The organism is Roseovarius sp. MS2 (assembly GCF_051447875.1).
In the GTDB taxonomy this organism is placed as follows: Bacteria; Pseudomonadota; Alphaproteobacteria; order Rhodobacterales; family Rhodobacteraceae; genus Roseovarius; species Roseovarius mucosus_A.
On sequence record NZ_JBKHVF010000001.1, the window covers coordinates 1,808,349 to 1,823,468 of the forward strand.

The window sequence follows — 15,120 nt, forward strand, 5'->3', positions numbered from 1 at the left end:
AATTTCGCCGCATGGATGACCCCGCCCACAACGCCCCGCCGCCTGTGAAAACCGGCCTGCTGCGCACGGTGATTCGCTTGGCTGCATTGGCGGTGTTGGCCTTGGCCATGCACCACGTCTTTGTGTGGGCCGAAGGCTATATCCTTGAAAATGAACAGGGTTGGGCGATGCCCGGGTTCCTCGTCATGGCCTTGTTGGTCTATGCGGTGCTGATCGCTATTCCCTTTGTGCCGGGGATCGAAATCGGGTTGATGGTACTCGCAGCGGGCGGCGGCGATATCGCGCCCTTGGTCTGGCTGGCCACGGCCTCTGGGCTGACGCTGGCCTATATGGTGGGCGGCAAGGTGCCCTATCGCTGGCTGCACCGGGTGTTGCTTGATTTGCACCTCCTGCGCGCCTGCCGCTTGCTGGAAGAGTTTCAGACCCTGTCGCCAGCAGAGCGTGCGACCTATATCTCGGCGCAACTGCGCGGACGCTATCTCGACTGGATTGTCCGCTATCGTTATCTGCATCTCGCGGCGCTGATTAATGTTCCGGGCAATTCGATCATTGGCGGTGGCGGTGGCATCGCGTTTGTCTCGGGCCTCTCTGGGATCTTTCGTGCGCCTCTGGCGATCCTCACGCTCTTTGTCGCGACGGCCCCGGTGCCCTTGGCGATCTGGCTATTTGGCTGGTCGCTGACCTGACAGGCCCTGCCAGAGCGGTGCATGCCGCGTGCCGACGATTTTCTGACGCTTGTGGGCTGTCGGACAAGCGCCTATGGCTTATGTTCCCCGCAAGCAACGCTTCAGAAGCAGGATTTCGCATATGTCGACCGACCCACTCGTCGTTTTCACGCCCTCCGGGAAGCGCGGGCGCTTTCCCAAGGGAACACCGGTTCTGACGGCGGCGCGCCAACTCGGCGTTGATCTTGACTCGGTGTGTGGCGGGCGGGGGATCTGCTCGAAATGCCAGATATCGCCGGGCTATGGCGAGTTTTCCAAACATGGCGTCACCGTTCATCAGGATGCGCTGTCCGAATGGAATGCGGTCGAGGAACGCTATGACCAGAAGCGTGGGCTGAAGCCGGGCCGCCGTTTGGGCTGTCAGGCTCAGATCATGGGCGATGTGGTGATCGACGTGCCCCCGGAAAGCCAGGTTCACAAGCAGGTGGTACGCAAGGCCGCCTCTGCCCGCGTGATCGAGATGGACCCGGCCACCCGCCTCTATTTCGTTGAGGTGGAAGAGGCCGATATGCATGAGCCCACCGGCGATTTCGAGCGTTTGCAACGTGCGCTCAAGGCTCAGTGGGAGATCGACAATATCCGCGCCGATCTGAGCCTTTTGGCCAAGCTGCAACCCGTGCTGCGCAAGGGCAAGTTTCAGGTCACGGTCGCCCTGCACAGAGGGCATGCGGAAACCCCGGCACAGGTGCTGGAGATTTGGCCGGGTCTGCACGAAGGGGGGCTGTTTGGTCTGGCCATTGACCTTGGGTCTACCACTGTTGCGGCCCATTTGACCGATTTGGAAACCGGCGAAGTCAAGGCATCCTCCGGTATCATGAACCCGCAGATCCGCTTTGGCGAGGATCTGATGAGCCGCGTCAGCTATGCGATGATGAACCCCGGCGGCGACCGTGAAATGACGGCAGCGGTACGAGACGCGATCAATACCTTGGCCGAAGAGATTGCCAAAGAGGCGGGGATTGACGCCAAGCTCATCGTCGAGACGGTGTTTGTCTGCAATCCGGTGATGCACCACCTCTTGTTGGGGATCGACCCGGTGGAATTGGGCCAGGCCCCCTTTGCACTGGCCACCTCGGGGAGCATGGCCCTGAACGCCCGCGAACTGGATTTGGTTGCGATCAATCCGCGCGCACAGATTTATGTGTTGCCCTGTATCGCAGGCCATGTGGGGGCCGACGCCGCCGCCGTGGCGCTGAGCGAAGAGCCGGGCAAATCCGAAGATCTGGCGCTGATCGTCGATGTGGGCACAAACGCAGAGATCCTTTTGGGCGACAAGACGCGGGTTTTGGCCTGTTCCTCGCCCACCGGCCCCGCCTTTGAGGGGGCGCAGATTTCCAGCGGCCAACGCGCCGCCCCCGGCGCGATCGAGGCTATTCGTATTGATCCCATGACCAAGGAACCCCGTTTCCGGGTGATCGGCTCTGACATTTGGTCGGATGAGGACGGTTTCGAGGCGGCGGTAGGCGACGGTGGCATTACCGGCATTTGTGGGTCTGGCATCATCGAGGCGGTGGCCGAGATGCGCATGGCTGGGCTATTGGATGAAAGCGGTCTGATTGGATCGTCCGAGGCCACTGGCACCACGCGTATGATCGAGGATGGGCGCACCCATTCTTATGTTATCCACGATGGCAGTGCCAAGGGTGGGCCGGTCATCACCGTGACCCAAGGCGATATTCGTGCCATCCAGCTTGCAAAATCGGCTCTCTATGCGGGCGCGCGTCTGCTCATGGACGAACGCGGCGTCGACAAGGTGGACCGCGTTGTTCTGGCAGGGGCCTTTGGTGCGCATATCTCGCCGTTGCATGCGATGGTGCTGGGCATGATCCCCGATGTGCCGCTCGACAAGGTGACATCGGCGGGCAATGCGGCGGGTACGGGCGCGCGCATCGCGCTGTGCAACGTGGCCGCCCGCCGCGAGATTGAGCGCGTGGTGGGTCAGATCACCAAGGTCGAAACCGCCATCGAGCCGAAATTCCAAGAGCATTTCGTGGCCGCCAACGCAATCCCGCACAAGACGGACCCTTTTCCGGAGCTGTCCAAAATCGTGACACTGCCCAATCCCAGCTTTAACACCCATGGCGATGGCAGCGACGGGGGGCGGCGCAAGCGTCGGCGGGGATAGTGCGAAATCGCGGCTTTTCATCATCTCAGGAGCGGGATACTGACGCGAACACTCTGTAAAAAGGCAATCAGATGAAACAGTTGTTCGTGCCGGCCCTCTTGTCCATTTCCCTCCTGAGCGCATGCGGTGGTCGTACCCCTGATCCCGTGGCCGAAGTGCAGCCCGGTGACAGCGCCCTTACCTGCGCGCAATTGCGCAGCGACATTACGGCCAATACCCGCGCCATCGAGGGCCTTGTCAAAGAACAGGAAACCAAAACCGCCCAGAACATTGTGGCCGGGACTGCCGGGGCCTTTTTGCTGGTGCCATGGTTCTTCATGGATATGAAGGGTGCCGCAGGCGACGAGGCACGCGCCTATCAGCGCCGCAATGAAGCCCTGGTCAGCCGCTACAACGGCATGGACTGTAAACCAGAGATGAAGCTCGCAAAACCAGCAGCGCAGAAACCTGCCGCGCAGACCGAGTGAGGACAGCCTGATAGCAAGCCCAGGGCCGACAGGTTTCGGCCATCGGGCTTGCTCTTGACCCTTCGACGCGCGACAGTTGCAAGATGTCGGAGGGTCAGCGCATGGCAAATCTCGAACAACGGATTGCTCAGGGCCGGGGGGATGAACCCGCCGATTTGGTGCTGCGCGGGGCGCAGGTGTTTGACCTTGTGACGGGGGAAATGATTCCCGGCGATGTGGCCATTTGCGGCGATACCATCGTAGGCATTGGCGACACCTATGACGGGCGCGAGGTGATCGACCTTACGGGGCTGATCCTTGTCCCCGGTTTCATCGACACCCATCTGCACATCGAAAGCTCTCTTGTCACACCCTTTGAATTCGACCGCTGCGTAACGCCGCGCGGCGTAACCACCGCGATTTGCGATCCCCACGAGATTGCCAATGTTCTGGGGCTGGACGGCATCCGCTATTTTCAGGCGGCCTCGGAGCAGACTTTGATGGACATCCGGGTGCAGCTCTCGTCTTGCGTGCCCTCGACCCATATGGAAACCTCGGGTGCCGAGATCGACGCCGAAGACTTGCGCGCGGTGATGGGGCATCCCTCGGGGATCGGTTTGGCCGAAGTGATGAATTTCCCCGGCGTGATCCACCGCGATTCGGGCATGATGGCCAAGCTGCGGCTTTTTGAGGGAGGCCATATCGACGGCCATTGCCCGCAACTCACGGGGCGCGATCTCAACGCCTATTGCGCGGCAGGCATCCGCACAGAGCATGAGGCGACCACCGTAGAGGAGGCGCGCGAGAAACTGCAGCGCGGCATGCGCGTGCTGATCCGCGAAGGCTCGGTTAGCAAGGATTTGCATGCGCTCGCCCCGCTGCTGTCGGAGATCACGGCACCCTATATGTGCCTCTGCACCGATGATCGAAACCCGCTCGATATCGCCGAAGAGGGCCATCTCGATCATATGATCCGGGTGCTGATCGCAGAAGGGGCGTCGCCTCTGGCGGCCTATCGCGCGGCGTCGCTCTCGGGGGCCGAGGCATTTGGCCTCAGAGATCGCGGATTGATCGCGCCGGGGCGGCGGGCGGATATCGTGGCGGTGGGCTCGCTCGCCGCCTGCGACGTGCGGCGCGTGTTTTGCGCCGGTCGTCTTGCGGATGCGGCGGCCTTTGCTGCGCGGGGCACGGTGCCCCCCATCGGGCGATGCTCCGTGCGGGCGCCTGCGGTTAGCCCACAGGACTTTCGCCACGCCGGCAACCGCGCCGAGACGGATGTGATCGGCATTCTCGAAGGCAAGATCCTGACCGCGCATCTGCGCGAACGGATCGAGCCGGTAGAAGGCGACAAACATCCCGATCCCACGCGCGATCTGGTAAGGATTGCGGTGATCGAGCGGCATGGCAAGAACGGCAATATCGCCACCGGCTTTGTTCGTGGTTTCGGGCTCAAATCCGGGGCTATCGCCTCGACCGTTTGCCATGATCACCACAATATCGCCTGTGTCGGGGTGGATTATGCGGATATGGCCCTTGCCGCCACACGGCTGGGTGAGATTGAGGGCGGCTTTGTCGTGGTGCAGGGCGGGCAGGTTTTGGCAGAACTGCCCTTACCTCTGGCAGGGTTGATGAGCCTTGAGCCCTTTGAGGAGGTGCACCATCGTCTTGTCGATCTGCGGGCAGCAGCACGGTCCTTGGGTGTCACCTTGCAGGAACCCTTCCTGCAACTTGCGTTTCTCGCGCTGCCGGTAATCCCGGCGCTCAAGATTACGGACCGGGGTATGGTTGATGTCAACCGGTTCGAAATCCTAGGCTAGAACGCCTTGAAGGTCAGGGTCGTTTCGGTGCGCTCGATCCCGGCGATGTCCAGAAGATTGTCGTTGATATATTTGCCGATATCCTCAGTCTCAGGGATGTAGAGCTTGAGCAGCAGGTCAAAGGGACCGGAGGTCGAGTAAAGCTCTGAATGGATTTCGCGCAGGGCTATGGCCTCTGCCACGCGATAGGAATGCCCCGGTTTGCAGCGGATGTTGATAAAGACGCAGCGCATGAATTCCTCCTGTGGCTCAGCCCCATAGGGCTTTTACTTGCAAGCAAATGCAACGGCAAACTCGGAATGGCCTGCTTGCCACGGCGCAAAACCCAGACGCAGCGCCCAGTATCAAGCCCGGCGCGGAACCGATTGCAACAGCGTCAGCGCGATTGCTTGCGAGGATTGAACATTGAAACTTGCCACCTGCTCGCGCAAGAGGAACCGTTGGATCAATTGCTCCCGCACGCTCTCCGCACTCAGATCCGACAGGGAGCCTATCTTCAATTGCTGCGCGCTGCGGGATTTGATCTCGTCCAACTGCCGATCAAGATCAGCTTGCCCGAAACTGTCTGGAAGACCAAGCGCCACTTCGAATACGCGCCGCAGGGGCGGGTTTCCCAAGATCCGGAACCAGCGCGTGTCCTCGGTCTCTGCATCGCCTGCGATGTCGCCCAATTCGCGTTGGACGTTCAGGGCCAGGCGCAAGGCCTGATTCTGATCCCCGACGGCAACCTCAAATTCCCGACGCCGGAATTTCTCGGTGATCTCGGTTCCAAAGGTCGATAATTGCGTGCGCGGGATCGGACGGTCGGCGAAGGCAAACGCCTCGGACAGCTGTTTGTACCGGTCATCGGCAAGACGGTTGGCAATTGCATCATCCCGAATGGTGCCCTCTTCCAGAATGGCGCGGATAAAGGCGCGGCTGTTGATATCTTCCTGAAGACCAAACGCCCCCAAGGCCACCCGCAAGAGGCGGCGATCTGAAACCAAACCTTCTGCCGTGGTGATCTTGGCAATATTCTGCTCGAAATATTCGGTATCACGCACGATCTGCGGGGACTTGTTGAACAGATCCGTCTGACGCTCAGACGTGCGCGACAAGAGCGCCCAGCCCGACAATCCACCCAGCGGCACTACAGGCGTAAAGTTCATGACGCACGATGCGCCAAAAGACGCTCTTCACGCGGCAGGAGGGCACGCAGGGCCTTGAGGCATTTGTAGTATTCCCCGTCCAGAAGCGCCCGCGTGGCGAGGGTCAACTGGATACGGCTGTCGGGATCGCGCAACGCCTGGCTCAGCTCTTCGATTCGGCGCAGGATCTGGCGGCGCGCGTCCTGCGGATCGCCATCGCCCGAGAGCAGAAGTTGCGTAGCAAAGCAGGCCCTGCGTACAGGCGTTGTTGCACTTTCGGGGTGAATGGCATCCCGAAGCCGCAGGATATGCGCATTCGGCGTCATGATGGACAGCCGTGAGCGGCGGTCGCCGTTCTCGATCACCGCCCCGTTGATAAGCACCCGCTCTTTGGGATTGAGTTTTAGGACGAGGCCGCTCATTGGGCTGCTCTCCTATCGCTCAGCCCGCGCATGATGGCTGTATTGATGTCGATCAAGGGTTGAAGCGATGCGTTTGCATTCAGCACCGCGCTGCTGTGATGATGGCAAAACTGCGCGAGATAGACGACTTGGGCCCGCAACGATTGCGGCAGTGGGTTTTGTGGGTCGGCGACGTCAGTCGCCAAGATTGTCCAGAGCCGCCGGTTGTCATGAAGGGCGGCCGCGAGATTGGCTATATCTCTTGGGTCCTGCCCTGCTGCGTGCACGAGGCGTTGGGTGATACGGGCAAAGGCATCATATTCCAGCCCACGGTCAGTCCGGACGGACCGGGATTGGTCGCGATAGGCGCTCTGCGCCAGACGGGTCGCATTCACGTCATGTCCTTTCAGGGTCAGTCTGTCACCGATCAGATGTCAGGGGCGCCCCGAAAGACGCCCCTGAATGGCTTAGTTCCTGAACAGCGACAGGATGGCCTGCGGGGCCTGATTGGCGATGGACAAAGACTGTGTCGCCAACTGTTGTTGCACCTGCAAGGCCTGGAGACGCGCAGAGGTCTCTTCCAAATCGGCATCGACCAATGCGCCGATCCCGGATTTGATCGCATCCGTCACCTTGCTGACGAATTCGTTTTGATCCGATATCCGTTTGGCCGACGCACCAAGCGCTGCCGCCCCGTCGACCGCCGTCTGGATATGGACTTCGATTGCGGCAAGCGAGGTGTCAGCGGCTGCAGAGTTCGTCACATCAATGTCGCTCAGATCAAGGTTGGCCTCGAAATCAACAGAAGCCACGCTGATGTTCGACGCTGTGACCGTTCCGGTTGCGTCCCGATCGAGGGACGACAGTACCGTTATCCCTGCGTTGCCCGCCGTGTTGAGCAGATTCGCGCCGTTGAATTGTGACGCGCCGATAATCGACGTGACCTGATTCACCAGCTCGTCGACATCGTTCTGGATCTTGCTGTGATCGACGTTTTCACCGGTCGCGGCGACGACCTTTTCCTTGATCTCGTTGAGCAAATTGGTGATCTGCTCTGCCCCGGCCGAGGCCACGGCGACCGTCGATTCGCCCAAAGACAGCGCGTCGGAAACGGCCTTGAAGCCGCTGACGTCGGATTCCATCACCTTGGAAATGGCAAAGATGGCCGAATTGTCCTTGGCCGTTGCGACAGCCTTGCCCGTCGAGATCATATCCTGCGTCTTGGCAAGGTTAGAGTTCACGGATTGCAAGGTCTGAAGAGCGACCATGGCGCTGTTATTGGTCAGAATACTGGACATATCAAGTTCCTTTCGGGTTTGGCGAATTTCGCCATTTCATGGTTCGTCTGCCCGGAGGAGACGGTTTGGACTGTCTTTCTGACGGTTGCAGGGTGCGGGATGGTCCCGGCTGCGCCATCCGTTTCGGGATGCAAGAGATAAAATGCCTTCAAGATGCTAACGGAGTGCTAAGTCCCTTCTCTGAAACGCCGCGAATTTTAGCCAATCCGTCAGGCACGCTTTTCAAGATGGTGCGCGATATCGCCGGGAATCGAGCGTTTGTGACCATTCTGGTCATAGGTGTCCAAGGAACGTCGAATGCGGCGGTGCGCTGCGAGGCGCGCTGCAACGGTGCGAATACCCTGCAAGGCCCCGTCAAGCAGGGCCTGATTGCGGCTCAACTTACCTTGAACCGCAATCAGATCGCCGCTTGCCGTCGCCGAAAGGGCATTGAGCGCGTCTACCAACTGTTCCTTTTTCAACATGAGCGCCACGATCTGCGATAGATCTCCGCGCAAAAGGGCGTCGCGCTCTTCCTCCAGAATAAGGTCGAGCTGTTGGATGATGCGGGTACTCTGATCAAGCGTCATGGGCACGCTCCATCATCGAGCGATAAAAGACATCTGCCAGCCCGATGCCACCCGCTTTGACCATCTCTTGTGCCAATGCCTCGCGGTGAAAGGATGCAAATTGCGATTCGCCCGTGCTCGCCACAAAGCTGTCGCTCTTGGGGTCCAGCCCCCCGAACTTGAGCATTTCAGCAAGAAAGCTTGCCTCTAGCCGTTCGGCCACATGCTTGGTGCGGGTTAAGCTGGTCGAGGGCCGGTCCACGGCTCTGGAGGAAAGTTGTACAGGGTCAGTCATGAGAATCCCTCAAATTGATCACACTAGACACAAGAAGAACCGAAACCGGTAAAGAAGCAGTAACTGGTTTCTGCAATCCTCCGGCTTATCGCCATGGCATCACGGAGGGCGCCTATGTCAGTAATCCCCGCCAAGGACCCTCTTAATCCCGTCCTTGGGCTTTCATCGGCACTGCCGCCCGGTTTGGGCGCGGCTGCTGCCGGTGGACCGTCGTCTGAAAGGGCGAAAACATTCGCCGACATTTTCCAAAGTGCGGAAGAGGCCGCCTTGGATCTGCAGCGCGAGAAAGACGATTTGTCAGACGCTGGGCTTGCCGCGTCTGTTGTGGATGTCGCGCGGACCCAAATCCGCAAGGAATTGGTGTCCGAGGGTGGATTGCCCAGCACCGATGCCGGGCCTCGGCCACATGCAGGACCGGTGCCTGGGTTATCTGAGGCTGAGGACCAGAACGTGCCGCCTGTCTCGATGGCGGTCGATGGTGCCTTGTCGCAAGCAGAGGAGGATGCCCCCATAGTCCCGATCAAGGGCTATGCCACAGCGCAGTTCGAGGGATCAGTTGCGGACGGGATGAGCCCCATAGAGCAGCGATCGGCACCGCATCGGTTTGCAGATCAGACGGCGTCAGCCTCTTTCGCTCATCCGGTGGGCCCGGGTCCAGAGATATCGCCAGAGGACTTCACCCAATTAGACCTAGGCCAAAGATCGTTGACAGGTTCCGCGACGGGCGGGGATGCAAAGCAGCAAGCGGCGTGGCGCGCCGATCCTTTTGTCTCTCAGCCCCGGATAAAGGCAGAACCCGACCTCTCCGCGCCGCCGGGTATGCGCCCAGAAGGTTCGAATGTTGGCCCGAACCTGCCCTATGCCTTAGGGCAATTCGAATTTGATCCAGAGTATGCTCTGGTCACAGAATCGAAGACAGGTTCGCCGCGGGAATTGATATCTGGGTCGTGGGGCGCGTATCCCGCACAGAAGGGTGGTGGATACGCGCCTCCTTCATCTCTGGCCATGCGGTCAGCAGGGCTCAATCTCCTCAGCGGAGGGGAGGCCGCAAAGGCAAATCCATTTGCAGATATCCCGAAGCTTGGTCTTGGAGACGAGCCGGGAATGCCAGCGGTGACCGAGGTTTCCGACTTGCGGTTTGCCGTGTCTACGGGGCCAAACGGGCAATACCAGCCGCTCCTGTCCTTGGCGCGGACCGACTTGCCGCAGGCCATTGCCCAGCAGATTGCGGTGGCGGTGCAGTCGCAGGGTGCTGGCAAATCCACCATCGACCTTCAGCTTGCGCCCGAGGAACTGGGCCGGGTGCGCCTCAGGTTGACAAGCCATGAAGGCGTCGTGGCCGTGACTGTATTGGCAGAGCGGCCAGAAACGCTCGATCTTCTTCGGCGGCACATAGAGACATTGGCGCGGGGGCTGCTGGATGTTGGCTATCAAGAGGCGCGTTTCGCCTTTTCTGGGCAAAACCCTGGCGGAAGCCCGGGCAAGACCCTGAACGCACAAGGCGCCACCCACCGCGAGGATGAGGGGCGCGGCGCGGTGCCAGACGTGTTTGTGCCCCCGGCTCTCAGTTCGCCTGCTTTGGCAGGCGCGCGCATCAATGTCTTGATTTGAAGGAAACAAGATGGACATGACGACGATTCCACCGGGCACCGGCCTGGACCGCAGCCAAGCAGCCCCCTCCGCAACCAACGCTGCTGCCCCTGCGCGTCCGGCAACCGGTTTCAGCTCTGACTTTGAAACATTTCTCAGGCTGCTAACGACCCAATTGCGCAATCAGGACCCACTCAATCCAATTGAATCTTCTGATTTCGCTGTGCAGTTGGCGACATTCTCGACGGTCGAACAACAGGTGCTGACCAATGATCTGCTCACAGATCTAGGCGCGCGGTTGGGCGCACAGGGCTTGTCGCAAGTATCCGGATGGATCGGAATGGAGGCGCTTGCAACCGGCCCCGTCGCGTTCTCTGGACAGCCGATTTCCCTGATCGCCACAGTCGAGTCGCAGGCGGATGCCGCCGAAATCGTTGCAAGCGATGCCCACGGCATCATAGTGAACCGCCAAACGATCCCGGCGCGCTCGGGTCCGGTGGTCTGGTCCGGTCTCGATTCGGCGGGGTTCCCGCTTGCAGAGGGGGAATATACGCTCTCTGTGCACTCCTTCGCGAATGAAGAAACGCTCGCACGCCACAGCGCCAGCTTTTATCGTCAAATCGCAGAAGCACAGTTCGAGGCGGGCGAGACCGTCTTGATCCTCAGGAATGGCGAACGGATCGCCCCTGCACAGGTTCTTGGCCTGCGCCCGGCACCGCAATAGGGCCCCCTCCATGACGCAGGTTTTGCGTATGGCATGGGGTGCAATGTCGACATCAGCCTGCAAACTCTTGCGCGGCTTGGGGCAGCAGATAGGGCACATCCTTTGTTGGCGGCGTACTTATCCTGAGCGCACAGCCGTAGACCGCCGAGAGTGTGCCAGAGGTCAGCACCTCTTGCGGCTTGCCCGCGCCTGCAATCCTGCCCTTCTGCACCATGATGACATGATCGGCGAACATCGCGGTCAGGTTCAGATCATGCATCACCGCGACCACGCCGCCCCCCGCCTCCGCATAGGTGCGGGCAATCTGCATGACGCTCAGCTGTTGGCCAATATCAAGGCTCGAGACGGGTTCGTCCAAAAACAGCCAGTTTGCCCCGCCCGGTCCGACAGGCTCCCAGACCTGCGCAAGAACGCGTGCCAATTGAACGCGCTGCTGCTCACCCCCCGACAGGTCTTGGTAGAAACGGTTGGCCATATGCGCCAATCCCACCCGAGCCAAGGCGCGTTCGGGAACATCAGGCCGCCCGGCATATTGCCCTGCGCTATGGCCTATGCGGACCAATTCGATCACCGTAAAGGGAAAGGCGATCCGCGTGGCCTGTGGCAGCACCCCGCGTCGTGCGGCAAGTGCTGCAGCCGCACGCGGAGTTACCTGCAATTGACCAAGCTGAACGCGGCCCGAACCGGCGCTCTCGCCTGTCAGCACGCGCAAGAGCGACGTCTTGCCCGATCCATTCGGGCCGACAATGGCCGTCACCGCACCTGCGCGGGCAGAAAGCGTGACGTCGCGCAGGATGGTCCGTCCCCCAAGGCCAAGCGTGATCCGCTCTGCAGCCAGCATCACATATCCCCCATCGGGCGCTGTCGGAGCAATATCCACAAGAACACCGGCGCGCCCAGAACCGCTGTGACGATACCGATGGGCAGTTCGGCTGGGGCAATGATCACGCGGCTGATGATGTCTGCCCCAAGCAGCAAGATTGCCCCGAGAAGCGCCGCATTCAGCAGCAGTGGCCCGTGATCCGGCCCGGTTGCCAGACGAAGCAGATGTGGCACGACAATGCCGATGAACCCAATCCCGCCAGACACCGCCACCGCACCGCCAGTCGCCGCCGCAACCGCGAGAATGGCCAGCGTTTTGGTCTGCTGCACCGGGATGCCAAGATGCAGTGCGGTTGCCTCGCCAAAAGCAAGACCATTCAACCCACGCCCCAGCCCCAGGGCCCCGACCATGGCCACAACAAGGATCGGCATGGCGGTGGCCACCTTGGTCCATGTCGCCCCAGCCAGAGAGCCGAGGCCCCAGAATGTCAGGTCTCGCAGCTGCTGATCATCCGCCGCATAGACCATCAGGCCCGACACTGCGCCCGACAGCGCGCCAAGCGCGATCCCCGCCAGCAGCATCGTCGCCACAGACGTGCGCCCACCGCGCGTGGCAACCCCGTAGAGCAAAAGAACAGAGGCCCAGCCGCCCAAGAACGCTGCCGCCGGCACAAGGAACGGGCCCAGACTGTCGCGCAGGGCGATGGGCAGCAGGCCGCCTAGCACAATCGCCGTCACGGCCCCAAGACCGGCCCCGGCGCTAACCCCCACGATGCCGGGATCGGCCAGCGGATTGCGAAAAAGCCCTTGCATCACCGTGCCGGAAACCGCCAGAGCCGCCCCAACCAGCGCGCCCAGTAAAACGCGCGGCAGGCGAACCTCCCAAAGGATGATGCTGTGGACGGGTGTATCCTGCCCCCCCGCACCGACCATCGACCAAAGCGAGACCCCGGATGCGCCGGTTTCAAGACTGAGGGCGCACGTCAGAAGCAGACCGAGACCCAGCCACAGATGCGCGCGCCGCGCCCGCGTGCGGCGATCCGTGAAACGGCTGGGCGTCAGCGCGTCAGCTTGGGTCACGGTCATTGTCGGTCTCTTGGGGCTGCGGATAAAGGGCTGAGTTCAAATCGAGGGCAGCCGATGCGGTGCGCGGCCCAAAGCCCAACAGATAGAGCCCGTTCATCCGCACAATTGCCTCATCGGCACCTGCCGGCGTGATGCGGATCGCGGGCATGGCAAAGAGTTGTTCGTCCAGGATGGCATGATCCCCAGTTCGGTCCATCATCAGGATCACATCGGGGGCGGCCTCTGCCACAGCTTCATCCGTCAACTGCTTGTAGCCTTCAAAGGCTGTAACCGCGTTGATGCCCCCCGCCATCTCGATGATGGCGGCAGCCTGCGTGTCGCGCCCGGACGCGAGGATGCGCCCGCCTTGCAGGCTGAGGATGAAGAGGACGCGCTTGCGCGCGGCCTCTGGCACTTGAGCAGTCCGCGTGGCCGCGGTTGCAAGCGCGGTGCGCGTCTCTGACGCCAAGGCTTCGGCGCGCTCAGGCACGCCCAAGGCTGCGCCAACAGCGGTAATCTTGGTGATGATTCCCTCGGCACTGTGCGCCTCTGGAATGGTGACAAAACCTACGCCTGATTGCCGCAGGACTTCGATCGTTTCGGGGGGCCAGCCCCATCGATAGCGAGGATGAGCGACGGGGCGACCGAGAGCACACCTTCGGGGCTGAGCGCGCGCGCATAGCCCACATCAGGTAATTTGGTCACGTTGGGCGGAAAGGTCGAGGTTGTATCGCGCGCGATCAACCGATCCTCTTGCCCCAAGGCATGCACGATCTCTGTCACCGATCCGCCGATGGACAGCACACGGTCGCCGTCTTGCGCAAGGCTTGTCCCCGCCAAGGCCAAGATCGCCACCTGCGCCAAGAGTGCGCGGCGCGTCAGGGAACTTCCACTCATGTCAGGGCCTCCGTGTCAGCGTTGTGCAGATCCGGAAGCGCCTTTACGACCCGACCAAAGGCAGCGCGGCTGTCACGCCCCTCCTTGCCCAATCCAAAGATTTGAAAAATCAGCGATCCCTGCGCGTCAAACGCTTCAACCGAAATTGCCGCACCGCGTTGCGTCGGTTTGTCTACGGCCCAAACCTCGGTCACATGATCCAACCGCAGATGCAGGTTGAACCCTGGATCCATCACATTCTGCCATGGTCCCATCGGTTTGAGGGTCACAACAGGGCCAGAATGAATCTGAATGCAGCCCCGATTGCCGACAAAGATCATCACTTCGGTGCCTGCCTGCGCCAGTTGGGTCAGAAGGGTGTTCACCGCCTCTGGTGCCAATGCCCGCACAAACGGTGCCCCCGCGATACGGTAGGCCCCAAGCCGGTTCATCCGCAGTTTGGACGTCAGGCGCAGGAATTGATGCGTATCGGTCATCCGCCGCCATTCCTCGCGCAGGACCTCGATTTTGTCGGGGTTTGATTTCGCAGCCTCCGGGGGCGTGCGCGCCGCAACCGTCAAGCTCTCGGACTGGTCTGGCAGAGCCAGCGAGAGGCGAAGCGCCTCCCATGCGGTCAGCGATGATCCATCGCGCAGGAAAATCTTGTGCACCGCGTCGCCTGCGGCGTCGAACACCTGCAGACTGCGCCGGGGCCCTGTCTCGCTCTCGGTTTCGACCATAAAGGCATGGTGCCAATGGCTTGGGAACATCCTGAGGTCGATATCCTCGGTCAGGACCATCGCCGCATGTTGTCCGCTGTGATAATTGTCATAGCGCCCCACTTTTTCATGCACGCAACTTTCATTGCGGGTGAGCGCCATCACTTCGCCAAGGCGTTGGGCGGCCCCCATCACCTGATCGGGGTGCGCGGCAATGGCCGTCACACCGCGTCCGATGTGGGCCGCGACCAGTTGCGCTTCGCTGATGCCAAGGCGGTTCGCCTGATCGCGGCTGCGCATCTTGGGGTTATCGGCCATAAAGGCACGGAGTGCGTCGGGGGTAAGGGGAGCAGAGTCTGTCATGCCGGCCTCATGTCTGGATGGATGGGCTGGCTGCATCGCACCTGCGGCGCGGACGTGGCTCTCGAAAACGATTTCTCAAAGTTGAATCGCAATCTTGACTCTTTTACTCATAAAAGACTAAGGAGCGCAAGACCGATCCCAGAAAGATCGTTCGCCCACTGAAATCAAACGAAAAAACC

The 15,120-nt window shown here is 60.8% G+C and carries 16 protein-coding genes and 1 pseudogene; 6 read left to right on the top strand and 11 right to left on the bottom strand.

What is annotated here, in order from left to right; genetic code table 11:
* Nucleotides 1-11 precede the first annotated feature (11 nt).
* The 4 genes from ACLGGT_RS08965 to ade all read left to right on the top strand — a co-directional run bounded on the left by ACLGGT_RS08965 (nucleotide 12) and on the right by ade (nucleotide 5,113).
* A complete protein-coding gene (locus tag ACLGGT_RS08965) occupies nucleotides 12-686 on the top strand; it encodes a hypothetical protein (protein ID WP_437195762.1) in 675 nt (224 codons plus the stop codon).
* A 121-nt stretch (nucleotides 687-807) separates the two neighbouring features.
* The gene (locus ACLGGT_RS08970) at nucleotides 808-2,850 is read left to right on the top strand and encodes an ASKHA domain-containing protein (protein ID WP_037297904.1); all 2,043 of its coding nucleotides are present in this window, start codon (nucleotides 808-810) and stop codon (nucleotides 2,848-2,850) included.
* Between the two features lie 71 nt (nucleotides 2,851-2,921).
* Nucleotides 2,922-3,317, top strand: a complete 396-nt coding sequence (locus tag ACLGGT_RS08975) for a hypothetical protein (RefSeq protein ID WP_232279205.1) — start codon at nucleotides 2,922-2,924, stop codon at nucleotides 3,315-3,317.
* 101 nt (nucleotides 3,318-3,418) lie between these two features.
* Nucleotides 3,419-5,113: an adenine deaminase gene (gene ade / locus ACLGGT_RS08980; protein WP_437195764.1), complete on the top strand. Its 1,695-nt coding sequence runs from the start codon at nucleotides 3,419-3,421 to the stop codon at nucleotides 5,111-5,113.
* Here ade and ACLGGT_RS08985 read toward each other — a convergent pair.
* The 7 genes from ACLGGT_RS08985 to ACLGGT_RS09015 form a co-directional block, all read right to left on the bottom strand.
* The gene (locus ACLGGT_RS08985) at nucleotides 5,110-5,346 is read right to left on the bottom strand and encodes an Lrp/AsnC ligand binding domain-containing protein (RefSeq protein ID WP_008281500.1); all 237 of its coding nucleotides are present in this window, start codon (nucleotides 5,344-5,346) and stop codon (nucleotides 5,110-5,112) included. The genes ade and ACLGGT_RS08985 overlap by 4 nt on opposite strands.
* A gap of 111 nt (nucleotides 5,347-5,457) precedes the next feature.
* The gene (locus ACLGGT_RS08990) at nucleotides 5,458-6,261 is read right to left on the bottom strand and encodes a DUF1217 domain-containing protein (RefSeq protein WP_008281501.1); all 804 of its coding nucleotides are present in this window, start codon (nucleotides 6,259-6,261) and stop codon (nucleotides 5,458-5,460) included.
* Entirely contained in the window at nucleotides 6,258-6,662 is a 405-nt protein-coding gene (gene flbT / locus ACLGGT_RS08995) for a flagellar biosynthesis repressor FlbT (protein WP_008281502.1), read from the bottom strand. Before flbT ends, ACLGGT_RS08990 begins: the two co-directional genes overlap by 4 nt.
* Nucleotides 6,659-7,036 carry a flagellar biosynthesis regulator FlaF gene (flaF, locus tag ACLGGT_RS09000; RefSeq protein ID WP_375554350.1) on the bottom strand — a complete coding sequence of 126 codons (378 nt, stop codon included), beginning with the start codon at nucleotides 7,034-7,036 and terminating at the stop codon, nucleotides 6,659-6,661. The genes flbT and flaF overlap by 4 nt, the downstream gene beginning before the upstream one ends.
* A gap of 72 nt (nucleotides 7,037-7,108) precedes the next feature.
* Entirely contained in the window at nucleotides 7,109-7,939 is an 831-nt protein-coding gene (locus ACLGGT_RS09005) for a flagellin (RefSeq protein ID WP_008281504.1), read from the bottom strand.
* 209 nt (nucleotides 7,940-8,148) lie between these two features.
* Nucleotides 8,149-8,508, bottom strand: a complete 360-nt coding sequence (locus ACLGGT_RS09010; protein WP_008281505.1) for a flagellar protein FlgN — start codon at nucleotides 8,506-8,508, stop codon at nucleotides 8,149-8,151.
* On the bottom strand, nucleotides 8,498-8,782 hold the full coding sequence (locus ACLGGT_RS09015) for a rod-binding protein (RefSeq protein ID WP_257898209.1): 285 nt from the start codon (nucleotides 8,780-8,782) through the stop codon (nucleotides 8,498-8,500). Before ACLGGT_RS09015 ends, ACLGGT_RS09010 begins: the two co-directional genes overlap by 11 nt.
* A gap of 1,113 nt (nucleotides 8,783-9,895) precedes the next feature.
* Here ACLGGT_RS09015 and ACLGGT_RS09020 point away from each other — a divergent pair.
* Both ACLGGT_RS09020 and ACLGGT_RS09025 read left to right on the top strand, forming a co-directional pair.
* Nucleotides 9,896-10,393: a flagellar hook-length control protein FliK gene (locus ACLGGT_RS09020; protein WP_217521288.1), complete on the top strand. Its 498-nt coding sequence runs from the start codon at nucleotides 9,896-9,898 to the stop codon at nucleotides 10,391-10,393.
* A gap of 16 nt (nucleotides 10,394-10,409) precedes the next feature.
* Nucleotides 10,410-11,096 carry a flagellar hook capping FlgD N-terminal domain-containing protein gene (locus tag ACLGGT_RS09025; protein WP_437195768.1) on the top strand — a complete coding sequence of 229 codons (687 nt, stop codon included), beginning with the start codon at nucleotides 10,410-10,412 and terminating at the stop codon, nucleotides 11,094-11,096.
* A 52-nt stretch (nucleotides 11,097-11,148) separates the two neighbouring features.
* Here ACLGGT_RS09025 and ACLGGT_RS09030 read toward each other — a convergent pair whose 3' ends face one another.
* The 4 genes and pseudogenes from ACLGGT_RS09030 to ACLGGT_RS09045 form a co-directional block, all read right to left on the bottom strand.
* Nucleotides 11,149-11,937: a heme ABC transporter ATP-binding protein gene (locus tag ACLGGT_RS09030; protein ID WP_437195770.1), complete on the bottom strand. Its 789-nt coding sequence runs from the start codon at nucleotides 11,935-11,937 to the stop codon at nucleotides 11,149-11,151.
* A complete protein-coding gene (locus ACLGGT_RS09035; RefSeq protein ID WP_437195772.1) occupies nucleotides 11,937-13,004 on the bottom strand; it encodes a FecCD family ABC transporter permease in 1,068 nt (355 codons plus the stop codon). The genes ACLGGT_RS09030 and ACLGGT_RS09035 overlap by 1 nt, the downstream gene beginning before the upstream one ends.
* Nucleotides 12,985-13,880, bottom strand: a pseudogene (locus tag ACLGGT_RS09040) (heme/hemin ABC transporter substrate-binding protein). Before ACLGGT_RS09040 ends, ACLGGT_RS09035 begins: the two are co-directional and overlap by 20 nt.
* Nucleotides 13,877-14,941 (bottom strand): hemin-degrading factor, encoded by a 1,065-nt coding sequence (locus ACLGGT_RS09045; protein WP_037297912.1) that lies wholly within the window; start codon nucleotides 14,939-14,941, stop codon nucleotides 13,877-13,879. The pseudogene ACLGGT_RS09040 and the gene ACLGGT_RS09045 overlap by 4 nt, the downstream one beginning before the upstream one ends.
* Nucleotides 14,942-15,120 lie beyond the last annotated feature (179 nt).

What these genes read in the sequence shown, in the direction of transcription:
- ACLGGT_RS08990 (WP_008281501.1), bottom strand. Translation starts at nt 6,261, where the DNA reads ATGAACTTTACGCCTGTAGTGCCGCTGGGTGGATTGTCGGGCTGGGCG.
- ACLGGT_RS09010 (WP_008281505.1), bottom strand. Translation starts at nt 8,508, where the DNA reads ATGACGCTTGATCAGAGTACCCGCATCATCCAACAGCTCGACCTTATT.
- ade (WP_437195764.1), top strand. Translation starts at nt 3,419, where the DNA reads ATGGCAAATCTCGAACAACGGATTGCTCAGGGCCGGGGGGATGAACCC.
- ACLGGT_RS09045 (WP_037297912.1), bottom strand. Translation starts at nt 14,941, where the DNA reads ATGACAGACTCTGCTCCCCTTACCCCCGACGCACTCCGTGCCTTTATG.
- ACLGGT_RS09035 (WP_437195772.1), bottom strand. Translation starts at nt 13,004, where the DNA reads ATGACCGTGACCCAAGCTGACGCGCTGACGCCCAGCCGTTTCACGGAT.
- ACLGGT_RS08975 (WP_232279205.1), top strand. Translation starts at nt 2,922, where the DNA reads ATGAAACAGTTGTTCGTGCCGGCCCTCTTGTCCATTTCCCTCCTGAGC.
- ACLGGT_RS08965 (WP_437195762.1), top strand. Translation starts at nt 12, where the DNA reads ATGGATGACCCCGCCCACAACGCCCCGCCGCCTGTGAAAACCGGCCTG.
- ACLGGT_RS09030 (WP_437195770.1), bottom strand. Translation starts at nt 11,937, where the DNA reads ATGCTGGCTGCAGAGCGGATCACGCTTGGCCTTGGGGGACGGACCATC.
- ACLGGT_RS09015 (WP_257898209.1), bottom strand. Translation starts at nt 8,782, where the DNA reads ATGACTGACCCTGTACAACTTTCCTCCAGAGCCGTGGACCGGCCCTCG.
- ACLGGT_RS09005 (WP_008281504.1), bottom strand. Translation starts at nt 7,939, where the DNA reads ATGTCCAGTATTCTGACCAATAACAGCGCCATGGTCGCTCTTCAGACC.
- ACLGGT_RS09025 (WP_437195768.1), top strand. Translation starts at nt 10,410, where the DNA reads ATGACGACGATTCCACCGGGCACCGGCCTGGACCGCAGCCAAGCAGCC.
- ACLGGT_RS08985 (WP_008281500.1), bottom strand. Translation starts at nt 5,346, where the DNA reads ATGCGCTGCGTCTTTATCAACATCCGCTGCAAACCGGGGCATTCCTAT.
- flbT (WP_008281502.1), bottom strand. Translation starts at nt 6,662, where the DNA reads ATGAGCGGCCTCGTCCTAAAACTCAATCCCAAAGAGCGGGTGCTTATC.
- ACLGGT_RS08970 (WP_037297904.1), top strand. Translation starts at nt 808, where the DNA reads ATGTCGACCGACCCACTCGTCGTTTTCACGCCCTCCGGGAAGCGCGGG.